The following is a 17828-nucleotide window of genomic DNA, read 5'->3' as shown; positions in this document are numbered from 1 at the left end:
CCGCGGATGCCACCGGGCCGGGCCCGGCCCGCCTCCCCCGTACGCCGACCGCCTCGCCCCAGGTGGCTCGCCGCCAACCGGAGCGCACCCCGTGAGCGGGCGCCGCGACGCCGCGCGCGGGTACGAGCCGGTGGACGACGGCGGCGGGGAAGCCGCCGTGCATGCGCGGATCGCGGCGCGGCTCGCCGCGCTGAGCACCGACCCCGGTCAGCCACCCCCGCCGTACGCCCGCCAGCACCTGGCCCGGCACGCCGCGCTCGGGCACGTCCTGGACGACGCGCGGGTCCCGCCGCAGGCGCTCGCCTGGGACACCGGCGGCGGCATCCGCGCGCTGCTCCACGACGCCCCGGCCGCCGGCCCCCGGCACTGGCTCACCGCCTGGTCCGCGATAGAGCCCTACCTGCGCGAGGCGTCGCTGCCGTCCCGGATGGCCAGCCTCCACCTCGCCCACACCGCCCTCACCTACCCGGGCACCCCGCGCACCCGGATGCCGCCCGAGGCCGCGCCGCCCCCCGACAGCCCCCTCACCGTCCACTTCGCCGACTGGCGCCCGTCCGCGAACATCTGGGCGACGCTCCCCGCCACGCCCACCCGCCTGCTCACCCTGGACCACCCGCGCGGCCTCCAGGTCGCCGTCGCCACCGCGACCGGCACCCTCGAGTTCCTCGACGCCGCCACCGCCCGCCCGGCCGGCGCCCCGCTCGCCGCGCACACCGGCGAGATCCGCGCCCTGCACGTCAGCCCGGCCCGCCCCGACCAGCGGCAGTACCTGGTCACCGCCGGCACGGACGGCACCGTACGGCTGTGGGACGCGCACCGGCACGCCTCCCTGGGCTGCCACACCGACACCACCTGGTTCGACGACGCCCTGTGCTGCTTCGACGACCGGGGCGACCTCACCGTCTGGTCGGTCAACGGGCGCAGCGAACTGGCCGGCTGGGCCGACCCCGCACCCTCGCGCACCGCCGCCACCGCGCCCCCCGTGCTGCGCGGCGCCCTGGCCACGCTGATCGACACCGACGGCGAGCGCGTCCTCGTCCACGCGGCCAAGGACCTGACCGTGCATCGGCTCGACGGCACCGTCCGCGCCGTGCACCCCCTGCCCACCCCCGCCCGCACGGTGGTCGCCGACGCCGAACCCGGCCTCTTCCACTGCGGGCACGCGGACGGCGGCATCACCTCCTGGTCCGTCGACGGGGGACGGCTGCCCGCCACCGCGCCCGGCCACGGCGAACCCGTCAAGGACCTGTGCCGGCTCGACCTGGACGACGAGAACACGGTTCTGGCCGCCGCCCGCGGCCGCACCGTCACCCTGTGGGAGCCCGCCACCGGCACCGTCGCCGAACTGCGCGGCCACACCGACACCGTCACCGCGCTCGCCGCCCTGCCCGAGAACCCGGACCACCCGGGCGCGCTCCTGTCGGGGGCCGCCGACGCCACCCTGCGCCTGTGGACCGCGGCCGACATCGAGCGCGGCCTGAGCGAGGGCCACACCCCCGCGCCCCGCCACGCCACCGGCACCGCGCTGTGGCACAGCGACAGCGGCCCGCTCATCGCGACGGCCCACGGCACCACCGTCCGCCTGACCGCCGCCCGCACGGGGCAGGCGACCACCGCGTTCACCGGCGCCGCACCCGTTCTCGGCGTGACCTGGGCACGCCGCTCCGCCCAGCACCTGCTGCTGTGCGCCGACACCACCGGCACCGTCCACGGCTGGGACCCGGCGGCGCCCGGCACACCACCGCTGACCCCCCTCGACTGCGGCGCGCCCACCCGCCACCTCACCGCCTGCGTGAGCGCGGACGGCGCCCTGGCCCTGCTGCTGACGGCCTCGGACGACTACCGCGTCCGCCTGTGGGACCTGCACACCTCCAGCCTGTTGCGCACCTGGAACGGCCACACGATGAGCGTCAAGGCGCTCGCCGCCGCCTGCACGGACCAGGGCAGGCCGTGGCTCGCCACCGCGGGCACCGAGAGCGTCGTCCGCCTGTGGGACCCCGACACGCCCGACGACAGCGCCGACCGGATCCGCTGCGACCAGGGCATCATCCACGCGCTCGCCCTCAACACCGACCCCGCCGACGGCCTTCCGCCGTTCCTGGTCACCGCGGGCGACCAGGCAGACGTCCGGCTGTGGGACCTGGCCACCGGCCGGCCCGTCGGCCCGCGCCTGACGGGCCATCACGCCCCGGTGCACGCCGTGGCCACCTTCACGGCCGAGCACCGCACCTACGTCGTCAGCGCCTCCCGCGACGGCATCGTCCAGCTGTGGGACGCGGCCACCTCCAGGCCGCTGCTCACCGTGGCGACGGCGTCCCCGCTGACCTGGCTGGACGCCACGCCGTACCCCGGCACCGGCGCCGCCGACCTGGCCCTGGCCGGACACGCGGGCACGGTCCTGACCACCCTGGACCTGACCCATCCGGCCCTGGCCCGCTGAAACGCACGAGGAGACGCCCGGCCCCGCAGGGTCACTTCGCACATGCTCACGGCCTATGCGCCCCCCGGAATGCCTCGTGCGCCCCCGGGATGTCTCGCAAGTGACTCGCGTCCCGGCCGCCCGGCCACCACAATTGATCAATTGGCCCCTGTCCTGCCCCTGTCCAGGACACGCGGCACAGCAGACCACCCCAAGCCCGCCGGGACGGAGCCGGCGGGCCGCCCCGTTCGGACGGCCCGGACGGACGACCACCGGAGCCGCGAGCCCATGATCTCCACCCCAGCAGCCGACGTCAGACTGATACCGGCCCCCTCCGAGGGCGTATGGCGACTGGGAAAGACCCCTGACCCGCTCAGCTACGACACGCTCGCCCCGGCCGACGAGAGCAGCGCGGCGGGCAACGCCTGGAGCGCCAGCACCTACGGCACCCTCTACTGCGCCTCCCAGCAGGACGGCTGCTTCGCCGAAGCGCTGGCCCCGTTCCGCGTCCACCCCGACATGCGCGAACTCGTCGACCTCGACTGGCACGAGCCGTACTTCGTGGGGCCGGGGAAGATGGTCCGCGACTGGAGTGCCAAGCACACCCTGCTGCGATTAGAACCCGCCAAGGAGAGCCGCTTCCTGGACGTCGACGACGACGCCACCCTCAAGGCCCTCACCGCCCTGCTGGAGCCGCGGCTGCGGGAGCTTGGCGTCACCCGGCCCGAACTCACCCGCGAACACACCCAGGGCTACCACCGCCGCCTCACCCGGGCCATCGCCCGCTGGGCCCACGCCCAGCGCACCCCGGAGGGCGCCCCGAGCATCCACGGCATCGCGTACAAGTCCCGCTTCGGCATGCGCCAGTGCTGGGCGGTCTTCGACAACACCACCGTCGAGCGCCTCGAATCCACCTATGTCTTCCCGGAGTCGGAACCGCTGCGGTCGGTCGCCCACGAGTACGGTCTCCAGATGTTCTGACCCCCCGAACCACACCTGGAACGCACCTGAATCCCACCTCGAAAGGGGTCTGCCGATCGATGGAAAGCAGCCAAATGTGGTGACCGGGTGAGTGGCCGAAAACCCTCGAAATCCGATGAACCCGCAGGTGAGGGCCGCTGGAACGGTGTTTTCGATCATGCATCGTGGCATATGACCCTTCCTCAAAGTCGTCGCCTACAGGTGGAGTTGACCTACCACCCTGGGTAGGCTTTTGGTTACATACCTAGGAGGGAGGGCGTCATGAAGCAGTACAGGCAGCGGTCACCGCACGGACCGCGACGGTCGGCCGGCCTGCCCGAGCGGCCCGCGCCGCCCTCCGCCCCTGCCGACGACAGCCGTACGAGCGGCCGTACCGAGCCCCGCAGCGGTCACGCTTCCCCGCGGGCACGCAGCACCCCCCGAAGCGTTCCCCTCTCGACGGCCCGCACCGCCGCCAAGGCGCCGCACCGTCGAGCCTTACCACCCGTCGCCCGGCACGCGCTCACCTCCTGGTTCCCCAGGTGACGCACGCCGGGTCAGCGAGGGAGACTGCCATGCCCGCGACCCAGACCAAGCCCCGGACCGCTTCCGCCGCCCTCAAGGCCCACAGCGCCGCTGTCAGCACCCCCATCGCCGACATCGCGCGCTTCCTTCAGGACAACCTCGGACAGCGGCTCACCGCGCGGATGGCGGGCATCAACGACGCCAAGCAGGTGGGCCGCTGGGCCGCCGGTACCAGCAGGCCCCGGCCCGAGGCCGAGGCCCGGTTGATCGACGCCATCCAGATCTTCCATCTGATCCAGGCCGCGGAGTCCGTGTATACGGCCCGCGCCTGGATGATCGGCATGAACCCGCAGCTGGAGGACATGGCCCCGGCCATGTGTATCGCCGACGACCGCGCCCGGGACGTCATGGTCGCGGCCCGCGCCTATGTGGAGGCCACCGAGAGCGCCCCCAGCACGGTGCCCGCCGAGTCCTGAACCGCGCCCGCACTCCGCGCCACGCTCGCCCGACAGCCGTTCCCGCCCCTACACCGGGCGCGGGGACGGCTGTTCGCCGTGCGCCGCGCGGACGGCCGCGGCACCACGCCGACCTGCCGCGACGTCACCTTTCCGCGGACCGTCCGTGAATTGACTTCGGTCCGGGAACTTTCGACAATGCGGGCGTGACGGACAGGGACGACGAGCGGGAACTCGCCGACGCGGTGGCCGCCTTGCGGGCGGCCGAGGAGCGGGTCGCCGAGGCGCTGCGCGGCTATCTGTCCAGGGACCCGGTGACCGGACGCCCCTCCCACGGCCGGATCGGGCGCGCGGCGCGCCTCACCGGGTGGGGCGAGCAGCGGGTGAAGGAGACTGTCACCCCGGCCCTGGCGGAGCGTCGCCGGGCCAAGCGAAAGGCGACCGGTTCATGAGTGCCTCCGACAGCGCCGACAGCGGCTTCGGCGCCATCGACTCGCTGCTCGAATCGATCGCCCCCGAAGCCGAGCTACCCGCCCCCGATGTCCGCCGTGACCTGCGCGAACAGGCCCGCCTCTCGAAGGCCCAGGTGGCGCGGGCGCTCGGCGTGAGCCCGTCCACGCTCACCGGCTGGGAGACGGGCCGCGACCCGGCCGGCGACATCCGCAGGAAGTACGCGTACTTCCTGGACGGCCTGGCCGCCAAACTCGCGGCGGCCACCGGCGCACCGGAGACGGCCGCGCCGCCCGCCGCCGAGCGGCCCGCACCCGACGAGCCCGCCGCCGAGCGGCCCGTACCCGACGAGCCCGCCGCCGCGGCCGTGGAGCCCGACGACGAGGTCGAGGCGCTGCCCGTGCCCGAGCCCTGCGTCCTGTGCGGGCAGCCGGCGGGCCAGCGGGTGGCCGGTTTCACCCAGCACCTCGACCCCGCCGACTGCGGCCGGGCCTCCGGAGCCACAGCCCCCGCCCCTGCTTCCGCCCCCGCGTCCGCATCCCTGGACCCGGCGCCAGCCCCCGCATCCCCGGACCCGGCCCCCGCATCCGGGCCCCCCGCCCCAGCCCCCGTGACCCCGGACCCGGCCCCCGCACCCGCGCCCCCGGACCGGGCCCCCCGGTCCTCCGAGCGGCGGGCACGGGAGACGTCCAAGCCGCCGACCCGGCGCGCCTTCCAGCCGTCCAACGAGCCGGGCGACCTCATCGGGCAGGCCGTCCGCGCCGCGCTCGCCGCCCATGAAGGGGACGTGGAGGCCGCGACCGCGGCGCTGGTCAAGCGGGCGATCCCGGACGCGATGGCGCTGCTGGACGAGACCCGCAAGGGCGCCAGGTACGACGTGATCGCGCACCCCTGGATGCCGGACATCCTCAAGAAGCAGACCTCGCGCGGCGCCGACCAGATCTGGGAGGCCCGGCCCAAGTGGACCCGGCCCGGACTCCCGCCCGGCGAGCACGAGGTGACGGCCCTCGACATCAACGGCGCCTACCTCTCCGCCCTGAAGACCCATCTCCCCATCGGCCAGTTGGAGCACTCCACCGGCTTCGACCACGACCGGCGGCGCTCCGGCGTCCACCTGATCACTCCGGCGCCCTGGCTCCACGACGACGTACTGCCCAACCCGCTCGGACAGCGCGACGAGCCGGGCCCGCTGTGGGTCACCGAACCCACCCTGCGCCTCCTCCAGCGCCTCTCGGGGCCCAGGCACGGCCTCTGCGACCCGCCCGAGATCCACGAGTCGTACACCTCGGGCGCCACGGAGAACCTCCTGGAGAAGTTCCGGATCGCGCTCAAGGACGCCCGCGACACGGCCCTCGCCGAGGACGACGACGTGACCCTGGAGTACGTGAAGGCGATGTACTCCAAGTTCGTCTCGACGATGGGGGAGTCGAACTACAACCGGGAGCTGTACCGCCCGGACTGGATGCACCTGGTCCGCTCCCAGGCCTTCGCCAACCTCTGGATGAAGGCGCTCAAGGCGTACGAGGAGGGGCTCACAGTCGTCCGCGCGATGGGCACCGACGAGCTCCACCTCATCGGTGACTGGCGCCGGGTCTTCCCCGAGGGGCGCGGTGTCACCGAGGTGAAGGTCAAGGATGTCTACACCGCGGGAACCGCTCAGGACGACCACCGGACGACCGAGCTGGAGGGCGAGTAAGTGCCGCAGAGGAACAGGGAGTTCGGGAAGTTCGGGGCGCAGGGCATCAAGGGGCACGAGGCCGTGGCCCGCCAGCTCGACCAGCTCGCCGGCTTCGTCGCGACCCCCGTCACCCAGCGCCGCGGTCTGCTGGCCCGCCTGCACTACCTGACCCGCACCGGCCACGCGAAGGCGGCTGCCCGCGCGGCCGGGCTCACCGTCACCGACCGGACCCTGAAAGCGTGGCTCGACGGGCGTCGGTCGCCGTCGAGGAAGAACCTGGAACGCATCGACGCCGCCTACCGCACGGTGCGTCGCGCCAACGTCTCGCGGCACCTGCTGGCCCGCCTCAACCGCCAGGGCCGCGGCACCCGCGTCGAGTTCCACCCCCTCAACCAGTCCCAGGTGCCCCGCCCGCTCCAGCGCGTCGTCGACTACCGCACCCTCAACGTCCGCCGCTGGGACCGCATCGTCGAGGCCTGGGCCGCGGACGACGGCGCGGCGCTCGACGACGCCTGGATCAACGACGTGGTCGTCGATCTCGGCTCGCAGTGGGGCGAGTACGAGTACGTCACCAACATCGGTTTCGCTGCGTAGGCGCTGCGTAGGCGCTGCGCAGGCGCGGCGCGGGCTACGCGCCGGGCGAGGGGTTCGCGGTGATGCCCCCGAGGACGAGGGCGACCCCGGCGAGGAACTGCTCGCGGTCGTCGTGGTCGCGCAGCTGGGCCGCGACGGCCCGGCTGAACGGGTAGTCGTCGGGGTCGAGCTCCTCCCACGCCCGCGACACGCCGTCGAGGAACTCGCCGCGGTCCGTGCCGGGCCCTAGCGTGCGGCCGCTCGCGGTGTTGGCGGCGTTCTGCCCGGCGGCGCCGAGGATGTAGTGCACCAGCGCGGACGTCGCCGTGAACCAGCTGCCTTCGGGCACGCCGAGCGCCTGGACCTGCCGCCCGATGCGCTCGAAGATCCGCGGCGTCACCGACTGCCAGGGGGTGTGGGCGAGCTGCGTGGCGAGCTGGGTGGCGAGCCACGGATGTGCGTCGATCGCGTCGAAGAGGCCGAGCGCGACCGCACGGATCTCGTCCCGCGGGGTGCCCGCGGCGGGGCCGGTGGACAGCGCGGCGGCCACGAGATCGTCCGTGGCGGCGGCGAGCAGCTCGCCCTTGTTCGCCACATGCCAGTAGATCGCGCCGGGCCCCGTGGCGAGGCGCTCGGTCAGCGCACGGAAGGTCAGCCCGCCCTCGCCTGCGGTGTCGAGCAACTCGATGGCGGTGCCGACGATGCGCTCGCGGGAGAGCGCCTCGGTGCGCCGCTGTGACCTGCGCGTCCTTGCTGCCATACCGCCATCTTCGCACGGCGGGGGCGGGCGGTGGAACAGCGTTCCAGCTTGACTTTTCTGGAGCGCCGTTCCAACACTGGAACGACGCTCCAGAAAGGCTCTCCCATGAACACTCCGCACACCCCGAACACCGCCGACCCTCTGAACGTCACGATCATCGGCGCCGGACTCGGCGGCCTCACGCTCGCCCGCGTCCTGCACGTCCACGGCATCCCGTCCACCGTCCACGAGGCCGAGCCCTCCGCCACCGCGCGGTCGCAGGGCGGCCTGCTCGACATCCACGAGGAGAACGGCCAGCCGGCCCTGGAGGCGGCCGGCCTGACGGACGAGTTCCGCGGTCTCGTCCTGGAGGGCCGCGAGGCGACCCGGGTCCTCGCCCCGGACGGCACCGTGCTGTTCGACGACGCCGGCGAGAACGGCCGCCCCGAGGTCCAGCGCGGCGCACTGCGGCAGATCCTGCTCGACTCGCTGCCGCCCGGCACCGTCCGCTGGGGGCACAAGGCCGCCGGCGTCCGCGCCCTCGGCGAGGGGCGCCACGAGGTGACGTTCGCCGACGGCACCTCGGTCACCACCCGCCTGCTGGTCGGCGCGGACGGCGCGTGGTCCCGGGTCCGGCCGCTGCTCTCCGGCGCGACACCCGAGTACCTCGGCCGGTCGTTCGTCGAGACCTACCTGTCCGACGCCGACACCCGGCACCCGGCCGCCGCGAAAGCGGTCGGCGGCGGGGCGCTGTTCGCACTCGCACCGGGCAAAGGCATCCAGGCCCACCGGGAGAGCGGCGGGACCCTTCACACGTATGTGGCGCTCTCCGCGTCGCAGGACTGGTTCGCCGCCGTCGATTTCACCGACCCCGCCGCGGCCGCCGCGCGGATCGCCGAGGAGTTCGACGGCTGGGCGCCGGAGCTCACCGCGCTGATCACCGACGGGGAGACGCCGCCGGTCCTGCGCGCCCTGCACGCCCTGCCGACCGGGCACCGGTGGGAGCGGGTGCCGGGGGTGACGCTGGTCGGCGACGCCGCGCACCTCTCGGCCCCGAACGGCGAGGGCGCCAACCTGGCCATGCTCGACGGCGCCGAACTCGGCCGGGCCGTCGCCGCGCACCCCGGCGACCTGGAGACCGCGCTCACCGCGTACGAACGGGCCATGTTCCCGCGCAGCGCCGAGGCCGCCGCCGACGGCGAGGACCTGCACACGCGGATGTTCGGCCCCCAGGCCCCCGAGGGCCTGCTCGCCCTCTTCACCCGATAGGCCGCCGTTCGCCCCACAGGCCGCCGCGACCGGCGTGTTCCGCCGCGTTGAAGATCGCCCGCGACACGCGATACGGCGCCACGCCGAGGAGTGTGCCGACTTCTCTGCGTGAGACCGCGAGGTCACCCGCGCCAGGTCCGGGCGGGGCGATTTCCATGGCCGCCGACGGGCGGAATCCGATCATCTTCCGGGGTTAGGGTGCAGCCTCGTACTCCCCGAACCACGACCCCCCGGAGGTGCCCGGCCTGTGCCGAATTCCTTTGTTCACCTGCACAATCACACCGAATACTCGATGCTCGACGGCGCGCAGAAGCTCAAGCCGATGTACGCCGAGGTCGAGCGCCAGGGCATGCCCGCCGTCGCCATGAGCGATCACGGCAACATGTTCGGTGCGTACGAGTTCCACTCGGTGAGCAAGGGCTTCGAGGGCGTCAAGCCCATCATCGGCATCGAGGCGTACGTCGCCCCGTCCTCGCGCCGCAACCGCAAGCAGGAGTTCTGGGGCCCCGGCGGACAGCGGGCCATGTCGGACGACGGCGAGGGCTCCAAGGACGTCTCGGGCGGTGGCCGGTTCACCCACATGACGATGTGGGCGGAGAACGTCCAGGGCCTGAAGAACCTCTTCTCCCTGTCCACCGAGGCGAGTTACACCGGCCAGTTCCCGGCGGGCAAGCCCCGGATGGACAGGGAGCTGATCAGCGAGCACGCCGCGGGCATCATCGCCACGACCGGCTGCCCCTCGGGCGCGGTCCAGACCCGGCTGCGGCTGAACCAGTACGCGGAGGCCCGCGAGGTCGCCGCCGCCTACCAGGACATCTTCGGCCGCGACAGCTACTTCCTGGAGCTGATGGACCACGGCCTGTCCATCGAACGGGACGTCCGCGACGGGCTGTTGCGCCTCGCCAAGGACCTGAACATCCCCCTCCTCGCCACCAACGACGCGCACTACGTGCACCAGGACCAGTCCGACGCACACGACAACCTGCTGTGCATCGGCGTCGGCAAGAACAAGGCCGACGAGAAGCGGTTCCGCTTCAACGGCAACGGCTACTACCTCAAGACCGCCGCCGAGATGCGCGAGCTGTTCGCCGAACTCCCCGACGCCTGCGACAACACGCTCCTGATCGCCGAGCGCGTCCAGTCCTACGACAGCGTCTTTGAAAACGTCGACGAGATGCCGCAGTATCCCGACGTCCCCGACGGCGAGACGCAGGAGTCCTGGCTGCGCAAGGAGTGCCTCGAAGGGCTCGCCATGCGCTACGGCTCCCCGCTCCCGGCCGAGGTCACGGAGCGGTTCGAGACCGAGATGACGGTCATCGGGCCGATGGGCTTCTCCTCGTACTTCCTCGTCGTCGCCGACATCTGCCGGCACGCCCGCGAGAACGGCATCCCCGTCGGCCCGGGGCGTGGCTCGGCCACCGGCTCGATCGTGGCGTACGCGACCCGCATCACCGAGCTGTGCCCGCTGGAGCACGGCCTGCTCTTCGAGCGGTTCCTCAACCCCGAGCGCATCAACCCGCCCGACGTCGACCTCGACTTCGACGACCGCAGGCGCGACGCCATGGTCCGCTACGTCACCGAGAAGTACGGCGACGAGTACACCGCGATGGTCAACACGTTCGGCAAGATCAAGGCCAAGAACGCGATCAAGGACAGCTCCCGGATCCTCGGCTACCCCTTCCAGCACGGGGAGCGCATCACCAAGGCGCTGCCGCCGGACATCATGGGCAAGTCGATCCCGCTCGACGGCATCTTCGACCCCGCCCACCCGCGCTACGGCGAGGCGGGCGAGATCCGGCAGATGTACGAGAACGAGCCGGACGTCCGCAAGGTCATGGACACCGCGAAGGGCGTCGAGGGTCTGACGCGCGGCACCGGTGTGCACGCCGCCGCGGTGATCCTGTCCAAGACGAAGCTGACCGAGCGCATCCCGCTGCACATGCGCGCCAAGGACGGCGTCAAGATCACCGGCTTCGACTACCCCAGTTGCGAGAACATGGGGCTGGTCAAGATGGACTTCCTCGGCCTGCGCAACCTGGGCGTCATCGACCACGCGCTCGAGAACATCCGCGAGAACCGCGGCGTGAAACTGGCCACCGTCGACCCGGGCGACGGCGACGAGAGCGTCACCGTCATCCCGCTCGACGACAAGAAGACCTTCGAACTCCTCGGCCGGGGTGACACGTTCGGTGTGTTCCAGCTCGACGGCGGCGGCATGCGCGCCCTGCTGAAACTGATGGAGCCCTCCCGCTTCGAGGACATCGCCGCCGCCCTCGCCCTGTACCGGCCAGGACCGATGGCCGCCAACGCGCACACCAACTACGCGCTGCGGCAGAACGGCAAGCAGCACCCGGACCCGATCCACCCCGAGCTCAAGGAAGTCCTCGACCCGATCCTCGGCTCCACCCACCACCTGCTCATCTTCCAGGAGCAGATCATGGCCATCGCCCGGACGCTGGCCGGCTACACCCTGGGCGGCGCCGACATGCTGCGCCGCGCGATGGGCAAGAAGAAGGCCGAGGTACTGGAAGCCGAGTGGCAGAAGTTCCACGACGGCATGGAGACCAACGGCTACTCGGAAGAGGCCATCAAGGCCATCTGGGACGTCATGCTCCCCTTCTCCGGCTACGCCTTCAACAAGTCCCACACCGCCGGCTACGGGCTCGTCTCCTACTGGACCGCCTACCTCAAGGCCAACTATCCGGCCGAGTACATGGCGGCCCTGCTCACCTCCGTCGGCGACGACAAGGACAAGGCCGGCATCTACCTCGCCGACGCCCGCAAGCTCGGCGTCACCGTCCTCGCGCCGGACGTGAACGAGTCCCTCGCGGAGTTCGCGGCCGTCGGCGACGACGTCCGCTTCGGCCTGCTCTCCGTGCGCAACGTCGGCGACAACGTCATCGAATCGGTCATCGAGGCCCGCAAGTCGGCCGGCAAGTACACCTCGTTCGGCGACTTCCTCGACAAGGTGGACCTGCCCGCGCTGAACAAGCGGGCCGTGGAGTCCCTCATCAAGTCCGGCGCCTTCGACTCCCTCGGGCACACCCGCAAGGGCCTGTCCGCCGCCCACGAGAGCGCCATCGACGCGGTCGTCCCGCTGAAGAAGGCCGCCGCGTACGGGCAGGACGACCTCTTCGCCGGGCTCGGCGGCGACGGCGGCGGCGACGCCGGGGGCTTCAGCCTGGACGTGCCGATCAGCGACGACGAATGGCCGCGCAAGCAACTCCTCGCCACCGAGCGGGAGATGCTCGGCATGTACGTCTCCGCCCACCCGCTGGACGGTACCGAGCACATCCTCTCCGGCCACCGCGACACCACCATCGTGGACCTGCTGGCGTCCGGCCGCACCGAGGGCATGGTCCGCCTCTCCGGCCTGGTCACCAGCGTCCAGCCGAAGATGACCAAGCAGGGCAACGCGTGGGCCATCGTCAACCTCGCCGACCGCGACGGAACGATCGAGGTCCTCTTCTTCCCCGCCACCTACCAGCTGGTCGCCGCCGCGCTCGTCGAGGACAGCGTCATCACGGTCCAGGGCCGCATCAACGACCGCGACGGCGCCATCAGCGTCTTCGGCCAGGAGCTACAGGTCCTCGACGTGAGCTCCGCCGAACGCGAGGGGGCGGCCCCGGTCCGGCTCCACCTGCCGTACCACCGGATCACCGAACAGTTCATCGGCGAACTCAGGCGCATCATGGGCGCCCACCCCGGCCAGAACCCGGTCCACGTGGCGGTGCGCGGCCCCCGCAGGACCACCGTCTACCAGCTTCCCTCGCTGGTGAACGCCGCCACCATCGCCTCGGACATCAAGGGATCCTTCGGCCCCGACGCCTGGCAGGGAGTGGCGTAGAACTCCGTAAAATCCACAAAGGGCCCAAAGTCCCGATACATCCATACATTCATATGAAGAGGCCGTACACGCAGAAGACCGCGCCACCCCGTGCCGGGGTGTCGCGGTCCCGCCGGCTCAAGAGGCCGGTGCTCAGCCCGTCTTGCGGCGGAAGTCACGCTTCCGGCCCACGGGCCCGCTCATGCTCTTGACCTTGCCGCGCCCCTCTTCGTGCGCCTGCTTGGCCTGCGCGGTCTGGGACTTGCGCTCCAGAGCCTCCTTGAACTTGGCGCGCATCTCGTCCTCGGGCTGTTCGTCCTTCGGAGCTTCGGTCATATGGTCCTCCTTGCCGTAGGGAACGTCCTGGCGACATCGGGGGAAGTCGCGCGGACGCCGGTCATGAAGACCACACCCAGGTTATGTCCTGTCGGGCGCAGCCGCCACGATGTCCGTCTTCGGTCGCTTCGGTCGCTTCGGTAGCTCCACGAGCCCCGGCGGCACGCCCCGCAGGGCGGTCGCGGCGCCGGTGACGGGCCGCGAACCCTCAGCGCAGTCCGAAACGTTCGGCCCAGGTGGACACGTCCGCGAAGCTCGCGTTGCCGCCGCAGACGACCAGACCGAGCCTGGCCTCCTCCCCGACGCGCGCAAGGACCTGCCGGGCGGCGGGCAGCAGGCACCCCGCGGCGGGTTCGGCCCAGACCTTCGCGTGCTCGGCCAGGTCGAGAGTGCCCCGCACGGCCTCGGCGTCGGTGACCTTGAGCACATCGGTGACGAGCGCCGCGACATGCTCGTAGGTGAGCCGGGAGGCGCTGGGGGCGCTCAGGGTCGAGACGATCGAGGACAGTTCGACCGGCACCGGGCCGCGCGCGGCCAGGGCGGCCGTCATGGCCTGAGCGCCTTCGGTCTCCACACCCCAGATCCGCACCCCGGGACGGTACGCGTGCAGCGCGGTGGCGATACCGGCGATCAGCCCTCCGCCACCGATGCTGACGAGTACGTCGGTGAGCTCCCCGGCATCCTGCGCGAACTCCAGGCCGACCGTGCCCTGGGCGGCGATGACGACGGGGTCGTCGAAGGGGTGGACCAGCGTCAGCCCCGAACCCTCCAGCTCGGCCGCGAGGGCGAACGCGCCGTCCATGGAGTCGGCGACATGGACGCTCGCCCCAGCCGCCCCGGCGATCTCCACGGCGCGGGCGGGAGCGGAGCGCGGCATCACGACGGTCGCCTTGACGTCCAGGGCGCCGGCCGCGACCGCCAGCGCGATGCCGTGGTTGCCGCCACTGACGGCCACGACCCCGGCGGCGCGCTCGGCCTCGCTGAGCGCCAGCAGTTTCGCGTACGCGCCCCGCGCCTTGAACGAGCCGGTGTGCTGCAGCAGTTCCAGCTTCACCGTGGTCGGCGCGCCCAGCAGCGCGGACAGCCCAGGACTCGGCACCGTCGGGGTCCGTACGACATGTCCGGCTATCAGCTCGGCCGCGGCTTCCACGTCCGCGACTGTGATCATCACACCTGTCTCCCTCACGCGTTCACACGTTCCGGGCGGCGCGAACGCCGCGCCGCCCCGCCTCACCGTGCCGTGTGCGGGCGGCGATGTCGAGCTGAGGCCATCCCCGCCCGGTAACTCCCCGTTCAACCAATGGTGATGGGCTGCCTGACCTCGGGCGGGTGGCGTACTGTCACCCGCCAACTGCATGCGGATACCAGAGATGATCAAGGGGCGGGACTGTGGCGGAGAGCCGGGACACCTGGTGGGAACGAGCGGAGTGCCGGACGGCGGACCCCGAGGAGCTGTTCGTCGAGGGTGCCGCGCAGACCGGCGCCAAGCGGATCTGCGCCGCCTGCGTGGTCAGGACGGAGTGCCTCTCCCACGCGCTGGACCAGCGGATCGAGCACGGCGTGTGGGGCGGCATGACCGAACGCGAGCGCCGCGCGCTGCTGCGCCGCCGCCCGACGGTCTCCTCGTGGCGCCTGCTCCTGGATTCGGCGCGCGCCGAACACGGCCGGGGGCCGGCGCACGAGCGGGACGCGGCGGCTTCCTGACCGACGGCGTGGCGGTCCGCACATCCGACAACCACACGGAGACGGGCGCGGCGTAACTTCACGCATGGCGGCAGCGTTGTTCAGTCTCGTGGGCGTTGACCATGTGCTATGCAAGGAGCGGTACTTTGAACATTGCTGATCGCGTCGTCGGCCTGCTCACCGACATGTTCAGACTCCCCGCACAGTCTGTGCAGCCCGACGTCCCGTTGTGCCAACTGCGCATCGACTCACTGGCGTTGGAAGAGCTGCGGCTGGTGATCGAGGACGAGTTGCGGGTCGATCTGGAAGAGGTGCACCTGACGTCCCGGGACACCGTGGGACAGCTCGTGGCGGCCGTGAGCCGGCAGTCAGCGGCGGCGCAGTGACGGCGACGGCACCGGAGCGCTGCACGGCCGAGGTCACGGGGATCGGCCTGGTGACCGCGGCCGGCACGGACGCCAAGCGGACATGGAGCGAGATCACCGGCGCCACCGTCCCGTCGTCGGTGCGCAGACCGGCCTCGCTCGAGGGGCTGCCGTGCGACTTCATGTACACCGTCGAGGGCCTGGACCTCGACGCGCGGCTCGGCGCGGAGATGCGGCTGATGGACCGGTTCGCCCAGCTGGCCGTGGTCGCGGCCCGCGAGGCGGTCGCCGACGCCGGGCTCGACTCCGACACCTGGGACAGCAGCCGCGTCGCGGTGGTGATCGGCTCGGCCCACGGCGGCCTCGGGTTCTACGACGAGCAGCAGGCCGTCCTCACCGAGCGCGGCGCCCGCCGCGTCTCCCCGAAGGTCGCACCCCTGAGCGTGCCCAACAACGCCGCCAGCAGTGTCTGCAGAGACCTCGGCGCTCGCGGCCCGAGCCTGGCCGTCAGCACGGCCTGCGCCTCGGGCACCGACGCGATCGGCACCGCGCTGGGCTGGCTGCGCGCCGGACGCTGCGACATCGCGGTCGCCGGCGGAGCGGAGTCCCTCACCTCCCGGCTGGTCTTCGCCAGTACGTGCCAGATGAGGGCGCTCTCCACCCGCACCGAGAACCCGGCAGCCGCGTGCAGGCCGTTCGACGCCGACCGGGACGGCTTCGTCGTCGGCGAGGGAGCAGGACTCCTCGTGCTGGAGCGCCCGGACCACGCCCGCGCCCGGGGCGCGACGGCCCGGGCCCGGCTGGCCGGGTACGGATCGTCCAACGACGCCTTCTCCCCCGTGGCCCCCGACGAATCGGGAGCCGGTATCGAGACGGCCCTGCGCGCCGCCCTGGCCGACGCCGGCGTGGCCGCGGCGGACGTCGGCCACGTCAACACCCATGGCACCTCGACCGTCATCAACGACCTGGTGGAGAGCGCCGCCCTGCACCGGGTCCTCGGCGAGAGCCCGCTCCTCACCTCCACCAAGGCCATGACCGGCCACGCGTTGGGAGCCGCGGGCGGCATCGAGGCCGCCCTCACCGCCCTCACCCTGGAGGCCCAGCTCATCCCGCCGACGGCGAACCTGGAGCGGCAGGACCCGGGGGTCCCCCTGGAGGTGGTGGCCGGGGCCGCCCGGCGAGCACGTCTGGAGTGCGCGGCGACGTCCTCGCTCGGCTTCGGCGGGCACAACGCCGTCCTCGTCCTCACCCGCGCCTGAGCCCCGACAACGAGAGAAGGAGCATCCATGCCGGACGAGGTGGTCCGCCCCCTGACGGTGGACGGCGTCCAGTACGTCTACCGCACACTCCGCCGGCCCGCGTCGCAGCTCCCGCCGATCGTCCTCCTGGGAGGTGTGTTCCAGGGGCTGTACGGCTGGCACCCCATCGACGAGACGCTGAACCAGGCAGCGGACGTCGTCACCCTGGACTACGTCGGCGACGGCACGGGTGTGTCCGCCGAGCACATCTCGCCGGAGCAGGTGTGCCGGGCGGTGGAACGGGCCGTGGACGATCTGGGCGCGGAGCGGATCAATCTGCTCGGCTACTCGTACGGTTCGATCGTCGCCCACCAGTACGCCCTGAAGCACCCGGAGCGGATCGTGCGCCTGATGCTCGGCGGCGTACCGACGGGCAAGACCCCCGAGCAGCAGCTCGTGGCGCGCGAACTCGCCGCGGCGGCTGCGGAGGGGCGGGTCGAGGAGATCGCGTCCATGATGGCGGAGACGATGTTCTGCATGGACCCCGACGTGGAGGTGCTCCACCAGGACCTGGTCCGCCGCTGTATCCGGCGGACGCTGCTGAAGCACCTGCGGAACCCCAACGCCCTGCTCGGTCTCCGGCGTTCACTGGACGCCGAGGTCACGCTCACCGAAGGCCGCCTCCCGGCGGTGCCGGTCCTTGTCTTCAGCGGCGCGCACGACACCCTCACTCCGGTCGCGCGGCAACGTTCCTTCACGGAGACCATCGAGGGCGCCGAGTTCACCGTCATCGACTCCGCCGACCACCTCGTCGTGGTCGAGCGGCCCGCGGAGGTCGCGGCGCTGGCGTTGCGCCACTTCACGGCAGACCTCGCCTCTCCGGCGCCCGTACGCGTGGTGGCCCACAGCCGGTGACGAAGGGGGCCCGCCGGTGCCCCTCGGGGGATGGTGGGGGCACCGACGGGCGCTGCGGCGCTCCGCGGGGGCCCATGACCGTCGCCATGGAGCCCGTCGCCCTCGGAGCTCACGACAGGAACATCCACGCACCCGGCGGAGGCGCGCTCGCGGCGCGATGGAGCGCGGGCGCGGCCGGAGGGTGTCGTCCGGCGCTCCAACCGGCTTCGAGCGGGATACCCGAAGGTGGTCATCGTCCGTCCATCACTCGGGGTGTATCGCGCCAAGGCCGGAAGAGGGAACACACGTATGTCCGTGGAGACCAAGGATGTCCGGCGTCTGGATCGGGTGGTCATCCGGTTCGCCGGTGACTCCGGTGACGGGATGCAGCTCACGGGGGACCGGTTCACGTCGGAGA

The 17828-nt window shown here is 72.1% G+C and carries 15 protein-coding genes; 12 read left to right on the top strand and 3 right to left on the bottom strand.

Going from position 1 to position 17828, the window contains the following annotated elements; translation table 11 throughout:
- Positions 1–91: 91 nt before the first annotated feature.
- The 6 genes from ACZ45E_RS20165 (at position 92) to ACZ45E_RS20140 (ending at position 7081) form a co-directional block, all read left to right on the top strand.
- Positions 92–2440: a WD40 repeat domain-containing protein gene (locus tag ACZ45E_RS20165; RefSeq protein ID WP_468222370.1), complete on the top strand. Its 2349-nt coding sequence runs from the start codon at positions 92–94 to the stop codon at positions 2438–2440.
- A 267-nt stretch (positions 2441–2707) separates the two neighbouring features.
- Entirely contained in the window at positions 2708–3400 is a 693-nt protein-coding gene (locus tag ACZ45E_RS20160) for an RES domain-containing protein (RefSeq protein WP_468222369.1), read from the top strand.
- Positions 3401–3954: 554 nt separating this feature from the next.
- On the top strand, positions 3955–4380 hold the full coding sequence (locus tag ACZ45E_RS20155; RefSeq protein ID WP_468222367.1) for an XRE family transcriptional regulator: 426 nt from the start codon (positions 3955–3957) through the stop codon (positions 4378–4380).
- A 185-nt stretch (positions 4381–4565) separates the two neighbouring features.
- Positions 4566–4811: a hypothetical protein gene (locus ACZ45E_RS20150; RefSeq protein WP_468222366.1), complete on the top strand. Its 246-nt coding sequence runs from the start codon at positions 4566–4568 to the stop codon at positions 4809–4811.
- Positions 4808–6505: a helix-turn-helix domain-containing protein gene (locus ACZ45E_RS20145; RefSeq protein ID WP_468222365.1), complete on the top strand. Its 1698-nt coding sequence runs from the start codon at positions 4808–4810 to the stop codon at positions 6503–6505. The genes ACZ45E_RS20150 and ACZ45E_RS20145 overlap by 4 nt, the downstream gene beginning before the upstream one ends.
- Complete coding sequence (locus ACZ45E_RS20140) at positions 6506–7081, top strand: transcriptional regulator (RefSeq protein ID WP_468222363.1); 576 nt, start codon at positions 6506–6508, stop codon at positions 7079–7081.
- A 34-nt stretch (positions 7082–7115) separates the two neighbouring features.
- On the opposite strand, the gene ACZ45E_RS20135 is transcribed toward ACZ45E_RS20140, so the two are convergent.
- Positions 7116–7820: a TetR/AcrR family transcriptional regulator gene (locus ACZ45E_RS20135; RefSeq protein ID WP_468222362.1), complete on the bottom strand. Its 705-nt coding sequence runs from the start codon at positions 7818–7820 to the stop codon at positions 7116–7118.
- Between the two features lie 105 nt (positions 7821–7925).
- Between ACZ45E_RS20135 and ACZ45E_RS20130 the strand changes: the two genes are divergently transcribed.
- Both ACZ45E_RS20130 and dnaE read left to right on the top strand, forming a co-directional pair.
- Positions 7926–9068 carry an FAD-dependent oxidoreductase gene (locus ACZ45E_RS20130; protein ID WP_468222360.1) on the top strand — a complete coding sequence of 381 codons (1143 nt, stop codon included), beginning with the start codon at positions 7926–7928 and terminating at the stop codon, positions 9066–9068.
- A gap of 247 nt (positions 9069–9315) precedes the next feature.
- The gene (gene dnaE / locus ACZ45E_RS20125) at positions 9316–12915 is read left to right on the top strand and encodes a DNA polymerase III subunit alpha (RefSeq protein ID WP_468222359.1); all 3600 of its coding nucleotides are present in this window, start codon (positions 9316–9318) and stop codon (positions 12913–12915) included.
- A 132-nt stretch (positions 12916–13047) separates the two neighbouring features.
- On the opposite strand, the gene ACZ45E_RS20120 is transcribed toward dnaE, so the two are convergent.
- The gene (locus tag ACZ45E_RS20120) at positions 13048–13230 is read right to left on the bottom strand and encodes a DUF5302 domain-containing protein (RefSeq protein ID WP_468222357.1); all 183 of its coding nucleotides are present in this window, start codon (positions 13228–13230) and stop codon (positions 13048–13050) included.
- A gap of 208 nt (positions 13231–13438) precedes the next feature.
- A complete protein-coding gene (locus ACZ45E_RS20115) occupies positions 13439–14398 on the bottom strand; it encodes a pyridoxal-phosphate dependent enzyme (RefSeq protein ID WP_468222356.1) in 960 nt (319 codons plus the stop codon).
- 221 nt (positions 14399–14619) lie between these two features.
- Between ACZ45E_RS20115 and ACZ45E_RS20110 the strand changes: the two genes are divergently transcribed.
- The 4 genes from ACZ45E_RS20110 (at position 14620) to ACZ45E_RS20095 (ending at position 17431) form a co-directional block, all read left to right on the top strand.
- Positions 14620–14934, top strand: coding sequence for a WhiB family transcriptional regulator (locus ACZ45E_RS20110; RefSeq protein WP_468222354.1), 315 nt, complete (start codon positions 14620–14622; stop codon positions 14932–14934).
- A 125-nt stretch (positions 14935–15059) separates the two neighbouring features.
- Positions 15060–15299 (top strand): acyl carrier protein, encoded by a 240-nt coding sequence (locus tag ACZ45E_RS20105; protein ID WP_468222353.1) that lies wholly within the window; start codon positions 15060–15062, stop codon positions 15297–15299.
- On the top strand, positions 15296–16537 hold the full coding sequence (locus ACZ45E_RS20100) for a beta-ketoacyl-[acyl-carrier-protein] synthase family protein (protein ID WP_468222352.1): 1242 nt from the start codon (positions 15296–15298) through the stop codon (positions 16535–16537). The genes ACZ45E_RS20105 and ACZ45E_RS20100 overlap by 4 nt, the downstream gene beginning before the upstream one ends.
- A 27-nt stretch (positions 16538–16564) precedes the next feature.
- On the top strand, positions 16565–17431 hold the full coding sequence (locus ACZ45E_RS20095) for an alpha/beta fold hydrolase (RefSeq protein ID WP_468222350.1): 867 nt from the start codon (positions 16565–16567) through the stop codon (positions 17429–17431).
- The last annotated feature ends 397 nt before the right edge of the window (positions 17432–17828 follow it).

The organism is Streptomyces sp. NPDC030991 (assembly GCF_055571235.1).
Note: the sequence above shows the minus strand (reverse complement) of the source record. Positions and strands in the feature narration are given on the sequence as shown.